Origin of the sequence: Pseudomonas nitroreducens NBRC 12694 (genome assembly GCF_002091755.1) — a bacterium.
Classification (GTDB): Bacteria; Pseudomonadota; Gammaproteobacteria; order Pseudomonadales; family Pseudomonadaceae; genus Pseudomonas; species Pseudomonas nitroreducens.
Genome location: NZ_BDAI01000012.1, coordinates 95,505 through 116,395, shown reverse-complemented (window position 1 = coordinate 116,395; position 20,891 = coordinate 95,505). Strand labels below are relative to the sequence as shown.

Below are 20,891 nucleotides of genomic sequence, written 5' to 3'. Positions count from 1 at the left end.
CCATCGGAACAGGAGAGTCCCATGCAGTCGACCACCGATATTCGCCCCGCCCCGCGCCCGGAGACGGTGAGCCTGGTCTATCAGATCTTCGGGGACGTCCTGGTGCCGCTGGAGCAGGTGCGCGAGCGCTGGTTCCGCAACCTGAACCGGGAGAATTTCAGCAAGGCGTTGTCCTGCGGGCGCATCGCCCTGCCGGTGACCACGCTGGATGACAGCCACAAGGCGATGCAGTACGTCGCGGTGGATCATCTGGCGGCTTATGTGGAAGAGCGCTCGCAGAAGGCCGATGCCGCGTTGGCCCAGCGCAAGGCGGGCTTGCAGGTGGTGGAGGCGCGGCAGGCAGGTTAAGTCCCAGCGTGCGATACATCATGTGCTGTGCCATTAGGGCGCTTCGGCGCGGGGATCAGCCCTCTCCTCAAGGAAGAGTGGCAATCTGGAGTCGACAGTAAGTCACTTAGGCAAGCGGCAATCACAAAAGTAAAAGCCCCGCCGAAGCGGGGCTTTTTCAGTCAATCAGCAACTCAATCGCGACCATGCGCCTTGGCAGTGTGCTCGGCCAGCGCGACGGCGCGGAACATGGCGCGGCGCTTGTTGATGGTTTCTTCCCACTCTGCCGCCGGCACCGAGTCGGCGACGATACCGCCGCCGGCCTGCACGTGGAGTTCGCCGTTCTTGATCACCGCGGTGCGAATGGCGATGGCGGTATCCATGTTGCCGTTCCACGCGAGATAGCCCACGGCGCCGCCGTAGACGCCACGCTTGACCGGCTCCAGCTCGTCGATGATTTCCATGGCGCGGATCTTCGGTGCGCCGGACAGGGTGCCGGCCGGCAGGATGGCGCGCAGCGCGTCCATTGCCGAGAGCTCCGGCTTGAGCTGGCCGTTGACGTTGGACACGATGTGCATGACGTTGGAGTAGCGCTCGATCACCATCTGCTCGGTGACCTTCACGCTGCCGGTCTGCGACACGCGACCGACGTCGTTGCGGCCCAGGTCGATGAGCATCAGGTGCTCGGCGATTTCCTTGGCGTCGGACAGCAGGTCTTCTTCCAGCGCGCGGTCGGCCTCTTCGGTCGCGCCACGCGGGCGGGTGCCGGCGATCGGGCGAACGGTGACTTCGCCATCTTCGACGCGCACCAAGACTTCCGGCGAGCTGCCGACGACATGGAAGTCGCCGAAGTTGAAGAAGTACATGTACGGCGTCGGGTTGAAGCAGCGCAGCGCGCGGTACAGGTCGATGGGCGCAGCGCTGAAGTCGATGGACATGCGCTGCGACGGTACGACCTGCATGCAGTCACCGGCGAGGATGTATTCCTTCACGGTATCCACCGCCCGCTCGTAGTCCTCGCGGGTGAAGCTGGCGCGGAATTGCGGCTCCGGGGCGTTGACGGCGCTGAAGTCCAGGCCGCGGCGCGGAGTGATCGGCTGGCGCAGGCGCTCCAGCAGCTCGTCCAGTTGCGCCAGGCCCTTGTCGTAGGCATCGGCCTGGGCCGGGTCGGCAAGGACGATCGCGTGCATCTTGCCGGCGAGGTTGTCGAACACCACCACGGCATCAGAAACCATCAGCAGGATGTCGGGGTTGTTCAGCGGATCGGGGTTCGGGCACTGCGCCAGGCGCTGCTCGACATAGCGCACGCAGTCATAGCCGAAGTAGCCAACCAGGCCGCCGTTGAAGCGCGGCAGGCCGGCGATGGTCGGCACGCGGTAGCGATCCTTGAACGCTTCGACGAAGGCCAGCGGGTCGGCACATTCGAAGCTCTCGGTCTCGACGCCGTCGACCTTGATGCTCGCCTGGTGGCCGTAGACGCGCAGCACGGTGCGGCTGGGCAGGCCGATGATCGAGTAGCGACCCCACTTCTCGCCGCCCTGCACGGATTCGAGCAGGTAGGTGTTCGGACCGTCGGCGAGCTTGAGGTAGATCGACAGCGGTGTGTCGAAGTCGGCAAGGGTTTCGCAGGTCAGAGGAATGCGGTTGTAGCCTTCGGCGGCCAGGCGCTGGAATTCTTCGCGGGTCATGATCAGCCTCGTGGAATAAGAGCCTGTTTAGGATCTCGCGAGCTGGAGCGGAACAAGGCGAAATCGCTTGAGAGAGCGGAGTTTACACGCAGTAAATGAGCATCTCGAAAGCGATTTCAACGCAGTGCCGCCGACGCGCAGCAGATAGTAAACGGGCTCTGAGGGGGAAACGGACTTGGGTGCACACACGCCGGTCGTACCGGCCAAAGGATGTCAGGCGCGCCAGCGCCAGCGGGCCAGGGCCTTGATGACTTTCATCCAGAGTGTGTGGGGAGCCGTTTCCACGGTGCTGTCTCGCTGAGCGGGTTTTGAAGCGGAGTCGGGCAACACTATCGCTTTGCCCGAGTCGAAGCAAGGCAGCAGATGGCGCAGGTCGTCGAGCACCAGCGTCGGGGTTTCTTCGGCAATGGGGCGGCCGTGGTTGTAGCCGTAGCTCAGGCCAACGCTGCGCACGCCGGCGGCCTTGGCCGCAAGGATGTCGTTGCGCGAGTCGCCGACGAACAGCGCCTGCTCTGCCGATACACCGGCCATCTTCATTACGAACAGCAGCGCGGCCGGGTCGGGCTTCTGCTGCGGCAGGGTGTCGCCGCCGATGATCCAGCGGAAGAACTTGCCCAGCTTCATCTCGTCCAGCAGCGGACCGACGAAGCGCTCGGGCTTGTTGGTGATCAGCGCCAGCTCGACGCCGCGCTTCTTCAGCCACTTCAGCGTCTCGATGACGCCGGGGTAGACCACGGTCAACGCGTGGCTGTCGGCGTAGGCGTCCATGAAGAGTTCCAGCGCGCGCTCGGTGTCTTCCTCGCTGACACTTTCATGTTCGATGTCGCCCGCCAGGGCGCGGCGCACCAGTACGCGCGCGCCGTTGCCGACCCAGTGACGCACGGCGTCCAGGCCGGCCGGCTGGCGCCCGAGCGCCAGCAGCATCTTGTCCACCGCCGCGGCGAGGTCGGGGACCGAGTCCACCAGGGTGCCGTCCAGGTCGAACATCACCAGACGCGGCAGCCCGGCGAACGGCAGTTGTGCAGCGCTCATCACTGGCGCGCCTGCGCCAGCTCGGCATGCATGGCGCGAATGACCTCGGCGTAGTCCGGTGCGTTGAAGATGGCGGAACCGGCGACGAAGGTGTCGGCGCCAGCAGCGGCGATCTCGCGGATGTTCTTCACGTTCACCCCACCGTCGATTTCCAGGCGGATATCGCGTCCGGAAGCGTCGATCAGCGCGCGGGCTTCACGCAGCTTGTCGAGGGTACCGGGGATGAACTTCTGCCCGCCGAAGCCGGGGTTCACGCTCATCAGCAGGACCATGTCGATCTTGTCCATCACGTACTTCAGCGCGTCCAGCGGGGTGGCCGGGTTGAATACCAGCCCGGCCTTGCAGCCGCCGTCCTTGATCAGTTGCAGGGAGCGGTCGATGTGCTGGGTGGCTTCGGGGTGGAAGGTGATGTAGGTGGCGCCGGCTTCGATGAAGTCGCCGATGATGCGATCCACCGGGGAAACCATCAGGTGCACATCGATGGGCGCGGTGACGCCGTACTTGCGCAGGGCCGTACAGACCATCGGGCCGATGGTCAGGTTCGGCACGTAGTGGTTGTCCATCACATCGAAGTGGACGATGTCGGCGCCGGCGGCGAGCACCTTGTCGACGTCCTCGCCCAGACGGGCGAAATCGGCGGACAGGATCGACGGAGCGATGGCGTAGGGTTGCATGGCGCACCTCTGTGGGCGGAAATCACGGATGGCGCGCATTGTAGCCGCTCGGACGGCTGGAAGGGGACTGGGCCGATAGTCGATGCCGAGCGGGGCAAGCCCAGGCGGAAATTCAGGCAAAAAAAATCGCGGACCGGTCCCGCCGCCGTGGGTGAGCACGGCGACGGGAACGTCCGCGAAACACTGTGAACTCAGGAAGTCGGGGCGGTACGCAGTTTCTCGCTGCGGCCGCGCAGCCACTCGAGGGTCAGCAGGAGCAGGACGGAGAAACCGATCAGCAGGGTCGCCGCGGCGGCGATGGTCGGGCTGAGGTTCTCGCGGATGCCGCTGAACATCTGACGCGGCAGGGTGGCCTGCTCGGGGCCGGCAAGGAACAGGGTCACCACGACTTCATCGAAGGACGTGGCGAAGGCGAACAGCGCACCGGAAATCACGCCGGGAGCGATCAGCGGCAGGGTGACCTTGAAGAAGGTCAGCACCGGCGGCGCGCCCAGGCTGGCGGCGGCGCGCACCAGGTTGTAGTTGAAACCCTGCAGGGTCGCCGACACGGTGATGATGACGAAGGGCACACCGAGCACCGCGTGGACGATGATCAGCGAGATATAGCTGTTGCCCAGGCCCAGCGGCGCGAAGAACAGGTAGCTGGCCACGCCGATGATCACCACCGGCACGACCATCGGCGAGATCACCAGGCTCATAATCAGCGCCTTGCCGCGGAAGTCGCCGCGGGTCAGGCCAATTGACGCCAGGGTGCCGAAGACCATCGCCAGCACGGTGGCCGCCGGGGCGACGATGATGCTGTTGGTCAGCGCGCGCATCCACTCGGCAGAGTTGAAGAAGTCGGCGTACCAGCGCAGGGAGAAGCCCTGCAGCGGGTAGACCAGGAAGGTGCCGGAGTTGAACGACAGCGGCACGATGACCAGTACCGGCAGCACCAGGAACAGCAGGATCAGGCCGCAGAGGATGCGCAGGGTGTAGAACCACACGCGCTCGATCGGGGACATGTAGGGGCTCAGCATCTTCTTCTCCTCATCAGCCCAGGCGCAGGCGGCTCGCGCCCACCAGCCAGCCATAGATCACATAGAGCACCAGGGTGGCGAACAGCAGCAGGCCGCCCAGGGCCGTGGCCATGCCCCAGTTGATGGTGGTGTTGGTGTAGAAGGCGACGAAGTAGCTGACCATCTGGTCGTTCGGGCTGCCCAGCAGCGCCGGGGTGATGTAGTAGCCGATCGACAGGATGAACACCAGCAGGCAACCGGCGCCGACACCGGCCACGGTCTGCGGGAAGTAGACCTTCCAGAAGCTGGCGAACGGGTGGCAACCCAGGGAAATCGCGGCGCGCATGTAGCTGGGGGAAATGCCCTTCATCACGCTGTAGATCGGCAGGATCATGAACGGCAGCATGATGTGCACCATGGAGATGTACACGCCGGTGCGGTTGAACACCAGCTGCAGCGGCTGGTCGATCAGGCCCATCTTCAGCAGCGCGCCGTTGATCAGGCCGCCCGACTGCAGCAGCACGATCCACGCGGCGACGCGCACCAGGATCGAGGTCCAGAACGGCAGCAGCACCATGATCATCAGCAGGTTGGACTTGCGCGTCGGCAGGATCGCCAGCAGGTAGGCCAGCGGGTAGGCCAGCGCCAGGCAGATCAGGGTGATCACCGCGCCCATCCAGAAGGTGCGGGCGAAGATGTCCAGGTAGATCGACTGGTCAGGCGTGGCGCGGGCGATCTCGCCCAGGTCGTCGATGCGGTGATCGAGCGCCGCCAGCAGGTAATAGGGAGTGACGGAGCTGGCGTTGCGGCGGATCGCCTGCCAGTAGGCCGGGTCGCCCCAGCGCTCGTCGAGGGCTTCCATGGCGTCCTTGTACGATGCCGGCTGCTCCTTGAACGGCAGCGCGCGGGCAGTCTTGGACAGCAGGCTGCGGTAGCCGGCCAGTTCCATGTTCAGGCGCTTGGACAGGTCACCGATGGTCTGGTTCTTGCGCGCAGCGACCAGGTCTTCGCTCAGCGCCTTGTACACCGCGTCCGAGGGCAGCGATTTGCCGTCCCATTCAGCGATGGCATTGACCGTCAGCGGCATCGCGCCGACGACCTCGGGGTTGTTCACGCTCTTGTAGAGCAGCGCCGCGATGGGCACCAGGAAGGTCAGCAGCAGGAAGACCAGCAGGGGCAGCACCAGCGCCTGGGACTTCAGACGGTTCATCCGCTCCGCGCGCGCCAGGCGCTGCTTGAGGGTGGGGCCGGCGACCTCGTTCAGAGACACAGCGGTGGCCATAGCGAACTCCGGTAAAACAGGCCGCCTTAGGAGCGGCCAAGGTGTGGTGTCAGGAGGAGCCGCCGCGAGGGGGAACGGCGGCTCCGGTCCGTCGCGGCTCGGGCAGCCGCGACGGTTAGGACGTTACGCGAGTCGTCGACAAAACTGAGCGAAGCGGTTCTGGCTAGGCGCCTGGCCGCAGACAGTACCCGGCCAGGCAGCAACGCCAGAACAGTTTTGCCGGCGACCCTTACTTGGCAGCCCAGGCGTTGAAGCGCTGCTCCAGCTGCTCGCCGTAGTCAGCCCAGAAGGTCACGTCCATGCCCACCTGGCCCTGCATGTTTTCCGGGGTGGTCGGCATGTCTTTCAGCAGGTCCTTGCTCAGCAGCGGTACGGCGTTCTTGTTGACCGGGCCGTAGGCGATGTTCTCGGAGTAGGTCTTCTGCTGCTCGGGCTGGACCGAGAAGGCGATGAACTTCAGGCTCTCGTCCTTCTTCTTGGCGCCTTTGGGGATGGCCCAGGCGTCGAAGTCGTAGATGCCGCCGTTCCAGACGATCTTCAGGTTGCTCTCTTTCTGCACGGCGGCGATGCGGCCGTTGTAGGCGGAGCTCATGACCACGTCACCGGAGGCGAGGTACTGCGGCGGCTGGGCGCCGGCTTCCCACCACTGGATGTTCGGCTTGATCTGGTCGAGTTTCTTGAAGGCGCGGTCCTGGCCTTCTTTGGTGGCCAGCACCTTGTAGACGTCCTTGGGCGCGACACCGTCGGCCATCAGGGCGAATTCCAGTGTGTACTTGGCGCCCTTGCGCAGGCCGCGCTTGCCCGGGAATTTCTGGGTGTCCCAGAAATCGGCCCAACTGGTCGGCGCGCTCTTCAGTTTGTCGGCGTTGTAGGCCAGTACGGTAGACCACACGAAGAAGCCGACGCCGCAGTTGCTGACGGCGCCCGGCACATAGTCTTCGGCCTTGCCGAGGATGGCCGGGTCGATTTCTTCGAACAGGCCTTCGTCACAGCCGCGGGCCAGTTCCGGCGATTCGACTTCCACCAGGTCCCAGGAGACGCTGTTGGTGTCGACCATGGCCTTCACCTTGGCCATCTCGCCGTTGTATTCGCCGGCGACGATCTTGTTGCCGGTGGATTTTTCGTAGGGCTCGTAGAACGCCTTCACCTGGGCGTTCTTGTTGGCACCGCCGAAGGACACCACGGTCAGGTCGGTGGCGGCCATGGACTGGGCCGCAAAGGCCACGCCCAGAGTCAGCGCTGCGAGTTTGAGCCCCGATGCTTTCAAGGACTTCGACATTATTGTTGTCTCCACAGTGTGCAGTTTGTTTTTCTTGGATGCGTCCGGGAGTGGCCGGTCCGCTTTCGTTACGCCGCGGACAGAGGGTCGAGCGCGCGGACGTGCTCGACTTCCCAGCCCAGCGGAACCACGTCGCCAACACTGAGCGCGGGATCGAGCTCGGCGATCGGCTGTTTGACGAAGAAATCGGTACGGCCGCAGACCTCCAGGCGAATGCGCACGTGGTCGCCCAGGTAGATGAATTCGGCGACACGGCCGGAGAAGCGGTTGACGCAGTTTTCACTGTGGCCGTTGAGGCGCACGCGCTCTGGGCGGATCGACAGGCTGACGGTGTCGCCGACATTGCCGACGTTCACCGCCAGCGCCTCGACCTTCTCGCCACGGGCCAGGCCAACGGTGCAGCGGTCGCCATCGCGGGCCTGGAGCTGGCCGGCGATGCGGTTGTTCTCGCCAATGAAGTTGGCGACGAAGGAGTTGCGCGGGTGCTCGTAGAGCTCGGCCGGCGGGGCGATCTGCTGGATCTCGCCCTGGTGGAACACGGCCACGCGGTCGGACATGGTCAGGGCTTCGCCCTGGTCGTGGGTCACGTAGACCACGGTCACGCCCAGGCGCTGGTGGATGTGCTTGATCTCCATCTGCATGTGTTCACGCAGCTGTTTATCCAGCGCACCCAGGGGTTCGTCCATCAGCACCAGTTGCGGCTCGAAGACCAGCGCGCGGGCCAGGGCCACACGTTGCTGCTGGCCACCGGAAAGCTGGGCGGGATAACGGCCGGCGAAGGTGTCGAGCTGGACCATCGACAGCGCACGCTTCACGCGCTCGCTGACATCGGTCTTGCTCATGCCGCGCACGGAGAGCGGGAAGGCCAGGTTCTCGGCCACCGTCATGTGCGGGAACAGCGCATAGTTCTGGAACACCATGCCGATGTCGCGCTTGTGCGGGGGGACGTTGTTGATGGCGCGGCCGGCGAGCTGGATTTCACCGGCGGTAGGAGTTTCGAAACCGGCCAGCATCATCAGGCTGGTGGTCTTGCCGGAACCGGACGGCCCCAGCAGTGTCAGGAATTCGCCTTTGCGAATGTCCAGATTGAGGTCCTTCACGATGAGGGATTCGCCGTCGTAGCTCTTCTGCACGCCACGGAAACTCACCAGCACATCGTTTGCCTGATTCTCGGCCATCACCGCACCTTTGTTTTTTTGTAAATGCCGTTGATCTCAAGCCTAGAGAAGCTGGACCCGCGCGCAAATCGGGCGGTATGAGAGATTGCTATAAGGCTTAGAGAGGATGCTTTGTAGGGATCGCCCTACAAAAATCAGGGAAACCGACTGCCGACCAGCTATTGGTCGGCAGTCTGCGGATCAGCGCTTGGCCCAGGCCTGGAAGCGCTTCTCCAGCGCATCGCCGTGCTCGGCCCAGAACGCCACGTCCATGCCGACGGCATTGGCGATGTTCTGCGGCGCGGTCGGCAGGTTGGCAGCCACGTCCGGCGCCAGCAGCTCCACCGCCTTGCGGTTGGTCGGGCCGTAGGAAATGTTTTCGGCGAAGGCCTTCTGTTGTTGCGGCTGGCCGGCGAAGTTGACGAATTGCTCGGCCAGTTCCTTCTTGAACACGCCCGAGGGCAGCGCCCAGAAATCGAAGTCGTAGATACCGCCGGCCCAGACCATGCGGAAGCCCTTCTGCTCGCCCTGCGCGGCGGCGATCCGGCCGTTGTAGGCGGAGCTCATCACCACGGTGCCGTCGGCGAGATCACGGACCGGGTCCTGCCCGGATTTCCACCAGTTGATGTTCGGCTTCAGTTCGTCGAGCTTGCGGAAGGCGCGGTCGACGCCGTCATTGTTGGCGAGCACCTTGTAAACGTCCCTGGGCGCGACACCATCGGCCATCAGGGCGAATTCCAGGCTGTACTTCGCGCCCCAGCGCAGGCCGCGCTTGCCGGGGAATTTCTTCGTGTCCCAGAAATCCGCCCAACTGCTGGGCGTGCCCTGCAGCTTGTTCTGGTTGTAGGCCAGCAGCGTGGTCCAGACGAAGATGCCGACGCCGCACGGCTGCACTGCGCCGGGAACGAAATCGGCGGTGTTGCCCAGGGTCTTGGGGTCAAGCTTCATGAACAGCCCTTCCTCGCAGCCGCGCGCGAGTTCGGGGGCCTCGACTTCCACCACGTCCCAGGAGACGTGGCTGATTTCCACCATGCGCTTGAGCTTGGCCAGGTCGCCGTTGTAGGAGCCGTGGACGACAGCGTTGCCGGTCACTTCCTTGAACGGTTTGTAGAAGGCCGCCTCCTGGGCTTCCTTGTTCGCGCCACCGAAGGAAATCACCGTAACGTAGTCCGCCAGCGCCGGCATCGCAGCGCTCCCCAGCAGGCCGAACAGCAGCCCTCCCCTTACCGCTCGCAACATCTTCTTCTCCTTGTTATCACGACGTACCGCATGAAGCGGGCAATCATTCCCTGCCTCACGCCCTCTAGATAGACGGTTTGTTACAGAAATCGGACACGTCGCACAGAGTGAAGGGAAAATTCAGCGAGCCATCTGCCGCAGATCAAACCGGCGGCACGGGTCGGTCAGACGAGCTTGTGCTCCATGGCGTAGCGCACCAGATCGGCCACCGAGTTGGCATTGAGTTTCTGCATCAGCCGCGCCTTGTGGGTACTGATGGTCTTGCTGCTGACCGCCAGTTGCTGGGCGATCTCGTTGACGCCCTCGCCGTGCACCAGGCGCTCGAACACCGAGAACTCGCGCTCGGAAAGCAGCGCATGGGGCGGCCGCGAATCGGTGAGGCCGACTTCGAAGACCATGCGGTCGGCGAGGTCCGGGTCGATGTAGCGGCCACCGCTGGCGACCTTGCGGATCGCCGTCAGTAGTAGCGCCGGGTCGCTGTCCTTGGTGGCGTAGCCAGCGGCGCCGACCTTCAGCGCGCGGGCGACCATCTGCACCTCGTCGTGCATCGACAACATCAGGATCGCCGGCGGATTGTTCAGCGCGCGGATACGCGGGATGGCCTCAAGGCCGTTGACGCCGGGCATCGAGATATCCAGCAGGACCACTTCGCAGGGGGTCTGGCGCAGGTTCTCGAGCAGTTGCTCGCCATTGGTGGCCTCGCCGACCACCTGCAGGTCCTTGGCCATGCCGATCAGTTGCTTGATGCCCTCGCGCACGATCGTATGGTCTTCCGCCACCAGCACTCGAATCACTGCCCTTCCTCCCGCTTCGCACTTGTCATTGTCATTGTCGTTATCGATGCCGATGCCGTTGTCGCCCGGTTAGGCGCTTCGGGAGCGCAGCGGCACCCGGATCCACAGCGTGGTGCCCTCCCCAGGCTGGCTGTCGATCTGCAGGGTGCCGCCGAACATCAGCACCCGCTCGCGCATACCCACCAGGCCGAAGGAAACACCCTGGCGCGTGGCCTGCGGATCGAAGCCCACGCCGTCATCGGCGATACGCAGGCACAGCTCGCTGCCCTCGACGCTCAGCTGCAGTTCCACAGTATGCGCCTGGGCATGGCGCATCACATTGGTCAGCGCCTCCTGGAGGATGCGGAACAGTCCGATGGCCTTGGCGTCCGATAGCTCCGGCGGGTTCTCCGGCACCTCCACCAGGCAGGGAATCTGCGTGCGCGATTCGAAGCGGCGCGCCTGCCACTCCACCGCCGAACCGATGCCTGCATCGAGGATCGGCGGGCGCAGCGCAGTGGCCACATCGCGCACCAGCTGGAACAACTGGGCGATAAGACGCTTCATGTTATCCAGGCGCTCGCGCAGGCCCGCGTCCAGTTCGCCATAGGCCAGTTCGCACATCGAGGTTTCCAGCTTCAGCACGGTAAGCACCTGGCCCAGTTCATCGTGCACCTCGCGGGCGATGCGTGCTTTCTCCTCCTCCCGCACGCTCTCCAGATGCGCCGAGAGCTCGCGCAGTTGCGCGCGGGAATCCTGCAGTTCGAGTTCGATCTGCTTATGCTCGGTGATGTCCCAGACCACGCCGTCCCAGGCCGAACGACCGTCGTCCAGGGTTCGCACCGTCGCCTTGATGTCGACCCAACGTGGCTCGTTGCTGCGGGTGAGGATGCGGCCCTGCCACAGCCAGTTGCGCCGGCCCTCTACTGCCTCGAGCTGGCTGGCGAGATAGCCCTCGCGCTCGGACGGGTGCACCAGGCCCATGATGCCCAGGCCGCTTTCGCGCAGGTAACCGGGCGAGTAACCCAGCGAGGTTTCGCTGCCGCCAGTGATGAAGCTGATGTAGGCGAAATCGGAGTCATCGTCCGGCGCATTGGGCTCCAGGCGGAACACCAGCCCCGGCACGTTGGCGGCGATGCCCTGCAGGCGGGCCTCGCTCTCTTCCAGCGCGGCGCGGGCGCGGCGGCGTTCGGTGACGTCGCTGAGGAAGACCAGCAGGTACTCCGAATCACCGAAGCGCAGGAAGCTCAGCGAGACGTCGGCCGGCAGCCATTGGCCGTCGGCGCGCAGGCAGCGGGTTTCGAAGCTCAGCGGAGCTTCGTCGGCGTTGCGCGCACGGCGCCAGAGGTTGAGCCAGCGGTCCATGTTCAGCGTCGGCTCGAAGTCTGCCAGCGGCCGATCCACCACGGCGCCCGCGGCATAACCGAGCAGCTCCTCGGCGGCGCGGTTGGCGTAGCGCACATGGCTGTCCCAGTTGACCCAGAGGATGCCGACGGTGCTGCTGTCGATGGCGAACTGGGTCAGGCGCAATGCCTGCTCGGCGGCCTGGCGCAGTTCGATGTCGCGGCGTGCCGCCAGCAGGCGCGACTCCAATGCACGGTGCTGCCGACGCAGCCAGAGCAGCGCAGCAACGGCGAACAAAAGCAGCAGGCCGAGCAGGATGCAGAGGTTCTGCCAGAAGCCGGGCGAGGAGCCCAGACGCGGGTAGGTCGGTTGCAGCCAGCGTTCGTGGAGCTGGTCGAGGTCCTTGGCCGGCACCGCGCGCAGGGCTGCGTCGATGATCCCGGCCAATTCCGGCAAGCCGCGCCGCGTCGCCACGCGCAGCAATTGCGGATAGCCGATGTCGGCCACCACCCAGAGGCCGGTGAATTCGGTTTCGCGGGTCAGCCGCGCCAGCTGCGCCTCATCGATCACCGCGTAATTGGCCTCGCGGCCCAGCACCTTGCGCAGCACTTCGCGGTCGCTGTCGACGATCTGCAGGGTCAAGCCCGAATAGGTACTGCGCAGGTAATCCACCACCGGGCCGGGCCCCCGCACAGAGACCGATTCGCCCTCGCGCAGGTTGTCCAGCTCCACGGACGTACCGCTGCGGCGGTCGCCCACCACCAGCCGCGGTACGCGCAGATAGGGATCGGAGAACAGCCAGTCGCGAAGGGTCGAGGGCGTCTGGCTGACGCCGGGCGCCAAGTCGATTTCGCCGCTGTGCACGGCTCGCTCCAACGCGGCCTGGTCCGGGTAGGTGTGCCACTCGAGGCTGACCCCCATGGCCTTGGCCAGCCATTCCAGCAATTCCACGTTGGCCCCGGAGAGCTGCTGCAGCCGGCGATCCTGTTGCACATAGGGCGCCTCCAGTACGGCGCCCACGCGCAGTTGCGGATGCTCGGCAAGCCAGGCGCGCTGCGCTTCTTCCAGCGCCAGTGGCGGCACGGCGGTTTCCGCCACGGCCAGCAGCGGCAGGCACAGGAACCACGCCAGGCAGGCTTTCCAGAACACACGACTCATGCCGACAACACCATGGGTTTCACTCGGGTCAAAGCAAAGGGCCGGCATACCTTACCGCAACCCCGGTTGAACCCGGCACGCCTGCGCCTGACAAAGCTAATACAAGCCGCTAGGCTGGCCGCACTCGCGCCCCGCCGCTTGCCGCCCGCCAGACAGGGATATCACCGATGCCGCATTTGTCTCGACCGACGCTTCTCGCCCTTTGCCTGACCCTCGGCCTGTCGCCGCTGGGCATCAGTCGGGCCGAAGATGCCAAGCAAGCCACCGACGAAAAACCGGCCACGGCACCGGTGGTGCGCCAGGCAGCGAACGAGCGCAGCCAGGATGAAGCCAACGGTCTGGTGCGCCAACTCCCAGAAAGTGAGCGGCAGGAACTCAAGGCCGGTGACGAAACCTTCCTTGCCCTCTGGCTTCCCGCCAATACCGCCGACGCGCAAGGCGCTGTGATCCTCATCCCCGGCGATGGCGAAAGTGCGGACTGGCCGGTAGCGATCAGTCCGTTACGGCGCAAGCTGCCCGATGCCGGCTGGCAGACTCTGGCCATCACGCTGCCCGACCCGCAGAGCACCGCGCCAATTCCACGCCCGAAGGAATCGCCCGACAAGGCCAGCGCCGATATCGACGCCTCCGCCGCCGACAGCGCCAGCAAGCCGGAAGTGAAAGGTAGCCAAGGCAGCGCGACGCCTACTCCGGAAAGCACCGCCGAGACCGGCAGTGCAGAACCCGCCCAGGCCAGCCCGGAAACCCCGCCACCGCCCACCGACCCGGTGGAACTGCGCAAGGCCCACGCCGAACGGGTGCTGTCCCGCGTCCAGGCAGCGGTCGAGCTGGCGCAGCAGCACAAACCCAGGACCATCGTCCTGCTTGGTCACGGTACGGGCGCCTATTGGGCCACTCGCTACCTGGGCGAGCGCGCACCGGCGGACATCAAGAACCTGCTGCTGGTGGCGCCGGAGATGCCGCGCGACTTCAAACCGTCGCTGGACGAGACCGTCCCCTTGCTGAACCTCGCCACCGGCGATTTCTACTACAAGGACAAGGCAACCGATGTAGCGGCAGCCAAACTGCGCCTGCAAGCGAGCAAGCGGCAGAAAGCCCCCAACTATGTGCAGATCGGCATGAACGCCCTGCCAGCCGACCTGGGCACCGAGCAGGAGCAACTTTACCGGCGCATCCGCGGCTGGCTGTCGATGCACCTGGAGCCCATCGAGCAGCCCTGAGTCAGCGGAAGCCGCGACGCTGGCGCACCAGCAGGTAGGCCGCCTGGATCTCGCGGGTCCTGTTGGTCGCCGCAGCAATCCGCTCGGGGCTGGCACCCATGCCTTCGAGCTTGTCCGGGTGGTTCTGGCTGATCAGCTTGCGGTAGGCGCGCTTGATCTCCTCCGGCTCGCTCTCTGCCGTCACGCCCAGCAGTCGCAGCGCTCCGGTATAGGATTCGCGCGGAGTAGCCGGCGGCTTGGGCGGCTCGGCACCGGACGACATCGCCAATACCCTGGAGCGAGAAAGCCCCAGTGAATCGCCCCACTGCAGCAGCAGGTTCTTCTGCGCAGCGTTCGGCGCGCCGCCCGCCCAGACCATGCGCCAACACGCCTGTATCAGCCCTTCGGCAGTGGCCTCCTGGCCCTGCCGCTGGCGCAAGCCGACGTCGAGCAACTCTCCCCCCAGCTTGCCGCGACCGAAGGCATCGATGGCCTGGCGACGGGCCTTGTCATCCAGTTGCAGACGCTGCATTTCAGAACGCGCCTGCTGGATGTGCGCATCGACCACGCGACCGCGGCTCTTGGCCAGACGGCCGAGCAGCAGGAAGAGCAACTCCTGGTCACCGACCCGAGGACCACCGCGCAACTGCTCCAGCAGCCCCCGCCAGGTGCGCTGCTTCAGGCGCCGGTCGAGCACCTGGCCCAGCAACGCACCGAGCATGGCGCCCGGAATGCTCGCCAATGCCCATCCGGCGATGACGCCCACCAGGGTCCCCGGCCAGAACACCTCAGCCCTCCGCCAACTGGCGTTCGACTTCTGCCAGGCGCTCGTGGGTGCCGACATCGATCCAGCGGCCACGATGGTGCACGCCACTCACGCGCCCTGCTTCCATCGCCTGGCGCAGCAGCGGCGCCAGCTTGAACGCGCCGGGCTGGCAGCCGTCGAACAGCTGCGGACGTAGAATGGCGATGCCGCTGTAGGTCAGGCTCGGCTGGCCTTCGCGGTAGTCACTGACGCGACCGTCACGCAGGCAGAAATCACCCCGAGCGTGGTGGCCGGGATTGTCCACCAGCACCAGGTGCGCCAGGTCGCCCTCGGCCAGCGCACCGTGCAGGCTTGCGTAATCGAAGTCGGTCCAGATGTCACCGTTGGCGATGACGAAGGCGTCGTCGCCCAGCAGCGGCAGCGCCTTGAAGATGCCGCCGCCAGTTTCCAGCGGCTCGCCTTCGGACGAGTAGCGGATGCTCAGGCCAAAGGGCGCGCCATCACCCAGGTGGTCTTCGATCTGCTGGCCGAGCCAGGCGTGGTTGATCACCAGCTGATCGAAGCCGGCCTGGCGCAACGCCCGCAACTGGTACTCGATCAGCGGCACGCCGCCAGCGCGCACCAGCGGCTTGGGTGTGTGCAGGGTCAGCGGGCGCAGGCGCTCGCCCTTGCCCGCGGCGAGGATCATGGCCTTCATGCGGGGTGGGTCTCGTCTTTGGGCAGGCTGGCCAGCAGCGCGGCGAGGTCGCCCAACTCCGGCCGGCGCGCGATGACGCTTTCCAGGTAGCGGAAGAAGCGTGGCACATCGCCCAGGTAGCGAGGCTTGCCATCGCGATGGCAGATGCGCGCGAAGATGCCGATCACCTTCAGATGACGCTGGGCACCCATCAGGTCGCTGGCGCGGAAGAAGGTCTCGAAGTTCTCCGGCAGCGGAATACCGGCTGCCTGGGCCTTGCGCCAGTAGCGCGAGAGGCCGTCGTGGACGCGCGGTTCCGGCCAACTGAGGAAGGCGTCCTTATAAAGGCAGGTCACGTCGTAGGTCACCGGACCGTAGACCGCATCCTGGAAATCGAGGATGCCGGGGTTCGGCTCGCTGAGCATCAGGTTGCGCGGCATGTAGTCGCGGTGCACCAGTACGCGCGGCTGCGCCAGGGCGCTGCGGACCAGCAGGTCGCAGGTGCGCTCCCAGCGAGCGAGTTGCTCGCCCTCCAGGGTCACGCCCAGATGGCGCTGCAGGTACCAGTCGGGGAACAACTGCAGCTCGCGGCGCAACAGGGCTTCGTCGTAGGCAGGCAGGCGCTGGGCGACATCGACCTGCTGGAAGGCCACCAGGGCATCCAGGGCGTTCTCGAACAGTTCCTCGGCATTCTGCGCAGTGAGCACATCCAGGTAAGTCTGACGCCCGAGATCATCGAGCAGCAGGAATCCCTGCTCGACATCCTCGGCCAGAATCTTCGGAACGTGCACGCCGGCCTCGGCCAGCAGGCCGGCGACCTTGATGAAGGGCCGGCAGTCTTCCTGGGGCGGTGGCGCGTCCATCACGATCAGGCTGCGGCCGGCGCCCTGCCAGCGAAAATAACGGCGGAAACTGGCGTCGCTGCTGGCCGCAGTGAGGCTGGCCTCGGGCACCTGCCCCCAGCCTTGCACGTTGAACACTGCGGGCAAACTCAAGTCCAACCAGCGGATCATCTGCTGGTAACGAGCATCCTCGGTCATTTTTCGGGGTTCTCCACGGCGCTAGCCGTTGCGCGGGTCATGCTTTATTATCCAGCATCTTTTTGAGCCCATCGATAGGCGTGCGGCCCGTTTTGGGCTGAAGGCTCGCAGGAAGCCCGGATTAACAAGATGGCAGTGAATTTCCCCGTGTTCCGTAGAAAATTCCCCTTACTGGTGACCGGTGGCCTGCTGGCTATCCAACCGCTCGCCACTGTGACCGCGGCGCCCGGCGAGCAGTTCGCCTGCCAGCCCTCCGCATCCGGCGCCTGGGACTGCTCCTCGCAGAACAGCGCCAGCACAGTACCGCGCCCACAGCATGGGGCCACCTCCGTCAGCGCTGGCGGCACAGCCGCGAGCAGCTCGAAGTCCTCGGGCAGCCCGAGCAGCGCCGCTGGCGAAGAGCCGAAACAACTGGTCACCGAGTCCGGCGGCCGCGGCCTTAAGTCGCGCAGCAGCGACTACAGCCACCTCGACTGGATCCCCCGCGACAAGCTCACCGCTGCCCAACAGGCCGAAATGGGCCCGTACTGCAGCGGCGCCTACGTCGAGCCGGTACGTCCAGGCATGAACGACAAGACGCCGAACGACGAGGCCCCGACCTACGTTTCGGCAAAGGTTTCCCGCTACGAGCAGGAAAAGCAGGTCGCCACCCTCGCGGGTAACGTGGTCCTGCGCCAGGGCAGCATGCAGGTGGAGGCCGACGAGGCCAACCTGCACCAGGCCGAGAACCGCGGCGAGCTGGTCGGCAACGTCAAGCTGCGCGACAACGGCGCACTGATCGTCGGTGACCATGCCGAACTGCAACTGGACAACGGCGCGGCGAAGATCGACAACGCCGAGTACGTCATGCACCAGGCGCAGATCCGCGGCAGCGCGCTATACGCCAAGCGCCAGGAAGACGCGATCATCCAGCTCAAGGACGGTACCTACACCCGCTGCGAACCGGGCAGCAACGCCTGGGTCGTCAAGGGCAATAACATCAAGCTGAACCCGGCCACCGGTTTCGGCACCGCGACCAACGCGACCCTGCGGGTGAAGGACATTCCGGTCTTCTACACCCCGTACATCTATTTCCCCATCGACAACCGTCGTCAGTCCGGCTTCCTGGCGCCTTCCTTCGCCAGCTCGACCGACACCGGTTTCACCCTGACCACGCCGTACTACTTCAACCTGGCGCCCAACTACGACGCCACGTTGTACCCGCACTACATGGTCAAGCGCGGCCTGCTGATGGAAGGCGAGTTCCGCTACCTGACCCACAGCAGCGAAGGCCAGGTCAATGCCGCTTACCTGAACGATAAGAACGACGACCGCAAGGACTTCCCGCAGTATACCGACACCCGTTGGCTGTACGGCTGGAAGAACGTCAGCGGCCTGGATTCGCGCCTGATGGCGCAGGTCGACTACACCCGCATCAGCGACCCCTACTACTTCCAGGATCTGGATACCTCGCTGGGTATCGGTTCGCCGACCTACGTCAACCAGCAGGGCACCCTGACCTACCGCGGCGACAGCTACACCGCCAAACTGAACGCGCAGTCCTACCAGTTGGCGACCGTGACCGACGTCACCCCGTACGATCGCCTGCCGCAGCTCACCCTGGACGGCCGACTGCCGTTCAACCCGGGTGGCCTGAACTTCACCTACAGCACCGAGGCCGTACGCTTCGATCGTGACCTGGATGAAGGCTATTACCGGATTGATGTCGACAACCCGACGCTATACCCGCGACCGGACACCAACATCCTGGGCCTGGCACGGGCTACCGGCGATCGTTTCCACGCTGAACCGGGCGTCAGCCTGCCGATGAACCGCAGCTGGGGCTTCATGACCCCGACCGTCAAGGCGCTGTACACCAAGTACGACCTGGACCTGGACGGGAAAGGCAAAGCCACGCTGCCGTCGTACATCGACTACGACAGCAGTCCGGACCGTTCCCTGGGCCTGGCCAAGCTGGACAGCGGCCTGTACTTCGACCGCGACACGACCTTCGCTGGCACCAAGTTCCGTCAGACCCTGGAGCCACGGGCGATGTACCTGTACGTCCCGTACAAGAACCAGGACAACCTGCCGACCTTCGACACCGGCGAGTTCACCTTCAGCTACGACTCGCTGTGGCGTGAGAACCGCTTCACCGGCCGCGACCGTATTGGCGACGCCAACCAGCTATCCCTCGGCCTGGGTTCGCGCTTCATCGAGGACGATGGCTTCGAGCGCGCCTACATCGCCGCCGGCCAGATCTACTACTTCAGCGACCGCCGCGTACAGCTGCCGGGCCTGACCGAAGACGACCTGGCCGCCAGCGGTGCGAAGAACCCGGATGCCGATACCTGGCGTTCGCCCTACGCGCTCACCGGCATCTATCGCTTCAACCATGACTGGTTCGCCAGCTCGGACTTCAACTGGAACCCGAACACGCACCACACCGACAACGGCAACCTGATGTTCCACTATCAGCCCGAAGCCGATCCTCGCAAGGTGCTGAACGCCGGCTACCGCTACCGTGCGGACAGCAAGCGCTTCAACCCGAACACCGGTCAGTTCGAGTACGGCAGCGACGAGTACAAGATCGAACAGCATGATCTCTCGTTCATCTGGCCGGTCCTGCCGCAGTGGGCCGCCATCGGCCGCTGGCAGTTCGACTACAACCAGAGCCGCACACTGGAAGCCTTCGGCGGCTTCGAGTACGACAGCTGCTGCTGGAAGCTGCGCCTGATCAATCGCTACTGGGTCGACTATGACGACGAGGAATTCGTGACCTCCACGTCCAAGGCCGACCGCGGTGTATTCCTTCAAATCATCTTGAAAGGCCTTGGCGGCGTGGTTGGCAACCAGGTGGAAGGCTTCCTCGACCAAGGTATCCAGGGTTATCGTCAACGTGAAGACAATGCTATGTAAGGCCCTGCGCCCGCTGATGCTGGGCGCGCTGTTGGCAAGTTCCGTCGTGCACGCCGAAGTAGTCCCGCTGGACCGTGTGGTCGCCATCGTCGACAACGACGTGGTGATGCAGAGCCAGCTGGACCAGCGCCTGCGCGAAGTCCGTGCAACCATCCAGAAACGCGGCGCGCCGCTGCCGCCCGAGCACGTGCTGACCCAGCAGGTGCTCGAGCGTCTGATCATCGAAAACATCCAGCTGCAGATCGGTGACCGCTCCGGTGTGCGCATTACCGATGAAGAACTGAACCAGGCCATGGGCACCATTGCCCAGCGCAACAACATGAGCCTGGACCAGTTCCGTGCCGCCCTCGCCCACGACGGCCTGTCCTACGACGAGGCCCGCGAGCAGGTGCGTCGCGAGATGATCATCAGCCGTGTGCGCCAGCGCCGTGTGGCCGAGCGCATCCAGGTCAGCGAGCAGGAAGTACAGAACTTCCTGGCCTCCGACCTGGGCAAGATCCAGCTCTCGGAAGAATACCGCCTGGCAAATATCCTGATCCCGGTACCCGACAGCGCTTCGCCGGAAACCGTGCAGGCTGCAGCTCGCCAGGCCCAGGAGATGTACCAGCAGCTCAAGCAGGGCGCGGACTTCGGCCAACTGGCGGTCTCCCGCTCGGCCGGCGACAACGCCCTGGAAGGCGGCGAGATCGGTTGGCGCAAGGCCGCCCAGCTGCCCTCGCCGTTCGACAGCATGGTTGGCACCTTGGCCGTGGGCGACGTGACCGAGCCGGTCCGCACCCCGGGCGGTTTCATCATCATCAAGCTGGAAGAGAAGCGCGGTGGCAGCAAGATGCTGCGTGACGAAGTCCACGTCCGCCATATCCTGCTCAAGCCCAGCGAGATTCGCAGCGAAGAAGAAACCCAGCGTCTGGCCGAGAAGCTCTACGAGCGCATCCAGGCCGGCGAGAGCTTCAGCGACCTGGCGAAGAAATTCTCCGAAGACCCGGGCTCCAAGCTCAACGGCGGCGACCTCAACTGGGTCGACCCGGAATCCCTGGTACCGGAATTCCGCGACGTGATGAACAATGCGCCGCAAGGCCAGGTCACCAAGCCGTTCCGCTCGCCGTTCGGCTGGCACGTGCTGGAAGTCCTCGGCCGCCGCGCTACCGACAGCAGCGACAAGTTCCGCGAGCAACAAGCCGCCCAGACCCTGCGCGCACGCAAGTACGACGAGGAACTGCAGGCCTGGCTGCGCCAGATCCGCGACGAAGCCTACGTCGAGATCAAGCAGTAAGCAGCGCGTCGCTACGAAGAAACCCGGCCATGGCCGGGTTTCTTTTTGCCTGCAGGAAGCTTCGTCGTAGAGTAGGAACATCCGCGGT

17 protein-coding genes are annotated in these 20,891 nt (G+C 64.9%); 4 read left to right on the top strand and 13 right to left on the bottom strand.

Going from position 1 to position 20,891, the window contains the following annotated elements; genetic code table 11:
• Positions 1–21: 21 nt before the first annotated feature.
• Positions 22–348, top strand: coding sequence for a pyocin activator PrtN family protein (locus tag PNI01S_RS23615; RefSeq protein WP_024763591.1), 327 nt, complete (start codon positions 22–24; stop codon positions 346–348).
• A 173-nt stretch (positions 349–521) separates the two neighbouring features.
• On the opposite strand, the gene trpE is transcribed toward PNI01S_RS23615, so the two are convergent.
• The 10 genes from trpE to PNI01S_RS23565 form a co-directional block, all read right to left on the bottom strand.
• Positions 522–2,015 (bottom strand): anthranilate synthase component I, encoded by a 1,494-nt coding sequence (gene trpE / locus PNI01S_RS23610; protein WP_038803514.1) that lies wholly within the window; start codon positions 2,013–2,015, stop codon positions 522–524.
• A 213-nt stretch (positions 2,016–2,228) separates the two neighbouring features.
• Positions 2,229–3,047, bottom strand: a complete 819-nt coding sequence (locus PNI01S_RS23605; protein ID WP_038803513.1) for a phosphoglycolate phosphatase — start codon at positions 3,045–3,047, stop codon at positions 2,229–2,231.
• Positions 3,047–3,721 (bottom strand): ribulose-phosphate 3-epimerase, encoded by a 675-nt coding sequence (gene rpe, locus PNI01S_RS23600; protein ID WP_038803512.1) that lies wholly within the window; start codon positions 3,719–3,721, stop codon positions 3,047–3,049. Before rpe ends, PNI01S_RS23605 begins: the two co-directional genes overlap by 1 nt.
• 191 nt (positions 3,722–3,912) lie before the next feature.
• A complete protein-coding gene (locus PNI01S_RS23595) occupies positions 3,913–4,740 on the bottom strand; it encodes an ABC transporter permease (RefSeq protein WP_024763592.1) in 828 nt (275 codons plus the stop codon).
• A gap of 13 nt (positions 4,741–4,753) precedes the next feature.
• Entirely contained in the window at positions 4,754–6,001 is a 1,248-nt protein-coding gene (locus PNI01S_RS23590; RefSeq protein ID WP_024763593.1) for an ABC transporter permease, read from the bottom strand.
• A gap of 229 nt (positions 6,002–6,230) precedes the next feature.
• Positions 6,231–7,280 carry an ABC transporter substrate-binding protein gene (locus PNI01S_RS23585; protein WP_024763594.1) on the bottom strand — a complete coding sequence of 350 codons (1,050 nt, stop codon included), beginning with the start codon at positions 7,278–7,280 and terminating at the stop codon, positions 6,231–6,233.
• A gap of 68 nt (positions 7,281–7,348) precedes the next feature.
• Positions 7,349–8,458 carry an ABC transporter ATP-binding protein gene (locus tag PNI01S_RS23580; protein ID WP_024763595.1) on the bottom strand — a complete coding sequence of 370 codons (1,110 nt, stop codon included), beginning with the start codon at positions 8,456–8,458 and terminating at the stop codon, positions 7,349–7,351.
• Between the two features lie 180 nt (positions 8,459–8,638).
• Entirely contained in the window at positions 8,639–9,676 is a 1,038-nt protein-coding gene (locus tag PNI01S_RS23575) for an ABC transporter substrate-binding protein (protein WP_024763596.1), read from the bottom strand.
• A 164-nt stretch (positions 9,677–9,840) separates the two neighbouring features.
• A complete protein-coding gene (locus tag PNI01S_RS23570; RefSeq protein WP_024763597.1) occupies positions 9,841–10,470 on the bottom strand; it encodes a response regulator in 630 nt (209 codons plus the stop codon).
• Between the two features lie 69 nt (positions 10,471–10,539).
• Entirely contained in the window at positions 10,540–12,951 is a 2,412-nt protein-coding gene (locus tag PNI01S_RS23565; RefSeq protein ID WP_084359396.1) for a PAS domain-containing sensor histidine kinase, read from the bottom strand.
• Between the two features lie 167 nt (positions 12,952–13,118).
• Between PNI01S_RS23565 and PNI01S_RS23560 the strand changes: the two genes are divergently transcribed.
• On the top strand, positions 13,119–14,171 hold the full coding sequence (locus tag PNI01S_RS23560; RefSeq protein ID WP_024763599.1) for an alpha/beta hydrolase family protein: 1,053 nt from the start codon (positions 13,119–13,121) through the stop codon (positions 14,169–14,171).
• A gap of 1 nt (position 14,172) precedes the next feature.
• Here the strand turns inward: PNI01S_RS23560 and PNI01S_RS23555 are convergent, their stop codons facing one another.
• From PNI01S_RS23555 to PNI01S_RS23545, 3 genes are read right to left on the bottom strand one after another with little or no spacing between them, the layout of a single operon-like run.
• Entirely contained in the window at positions 14,173–14,937 is a 765-nt protein-coding gene (locus tag PNI01S_RS23555) for a DnaJ domain-containing protein (RefSeq protein WP_084359394.1), read from the bottom strand.
• Between the two features lies 1 nt (position 14,938).
• Positions 14,939–15,613 carry an N-acetylmuramate alpha-1-phosphate uridylyltransferase MurU gene (gene murU / locus PNI01S_RS23550; RefSeq protein WP_084359392.1) on the bottom strand — a complete coding sequence of 225 codons (675 nt, stop codon included), beginning with the start codon at positions 15,611–15,613 and terminating at the stop codon, positions 14,939–14,941.
• The gene (locus tag PNI01S_RS23545) at positions 15,610–16,632 is read right to left on the bottom strand and encodes an aminoglycoside phosphotransferase family protein (RefSeq protein WP_024763602.1); all 1,023 of its coding nucleotides are present in this window, start codon (positions 16,630–16,632) and stop codon (positions 15,610–15,612) included. The genes murU and PNI01S_RS23545 overlap by 4 nt, the downstream gene beginning before the upstream one ends.
• A gap of 129 nt (positions 16,633–16,761) precedes the next feature.
• On the opposite strand from PNI01S_RS23545, the gene PNI01S_RS23540 reads away from it, so the two are divergent.
• A complete protein-coding gene (locus PNI01S_RS23540) occupies positions 16,762–19,530 on the top strand; it encodes an LPS-assembly protein LptD (protein WP_024763603.1) in 2,769 nt (922 codons plus the stop codon).
• Entirely contained in the window at positions 19,511–20,803 is a 1,293-nt protein-coding gene (locus PNI01S_RS23535; protein ID WP_089285796.1) for a peptidylprolyl isomerase, read from the top strand. Before PNI01S_RS23540 ends, PNI01S_RS23535 begins: the two co-directional genes overlap by 20 nt.
• Positions 20,804–20,891 lie beyond the last annotated feature (88 nt).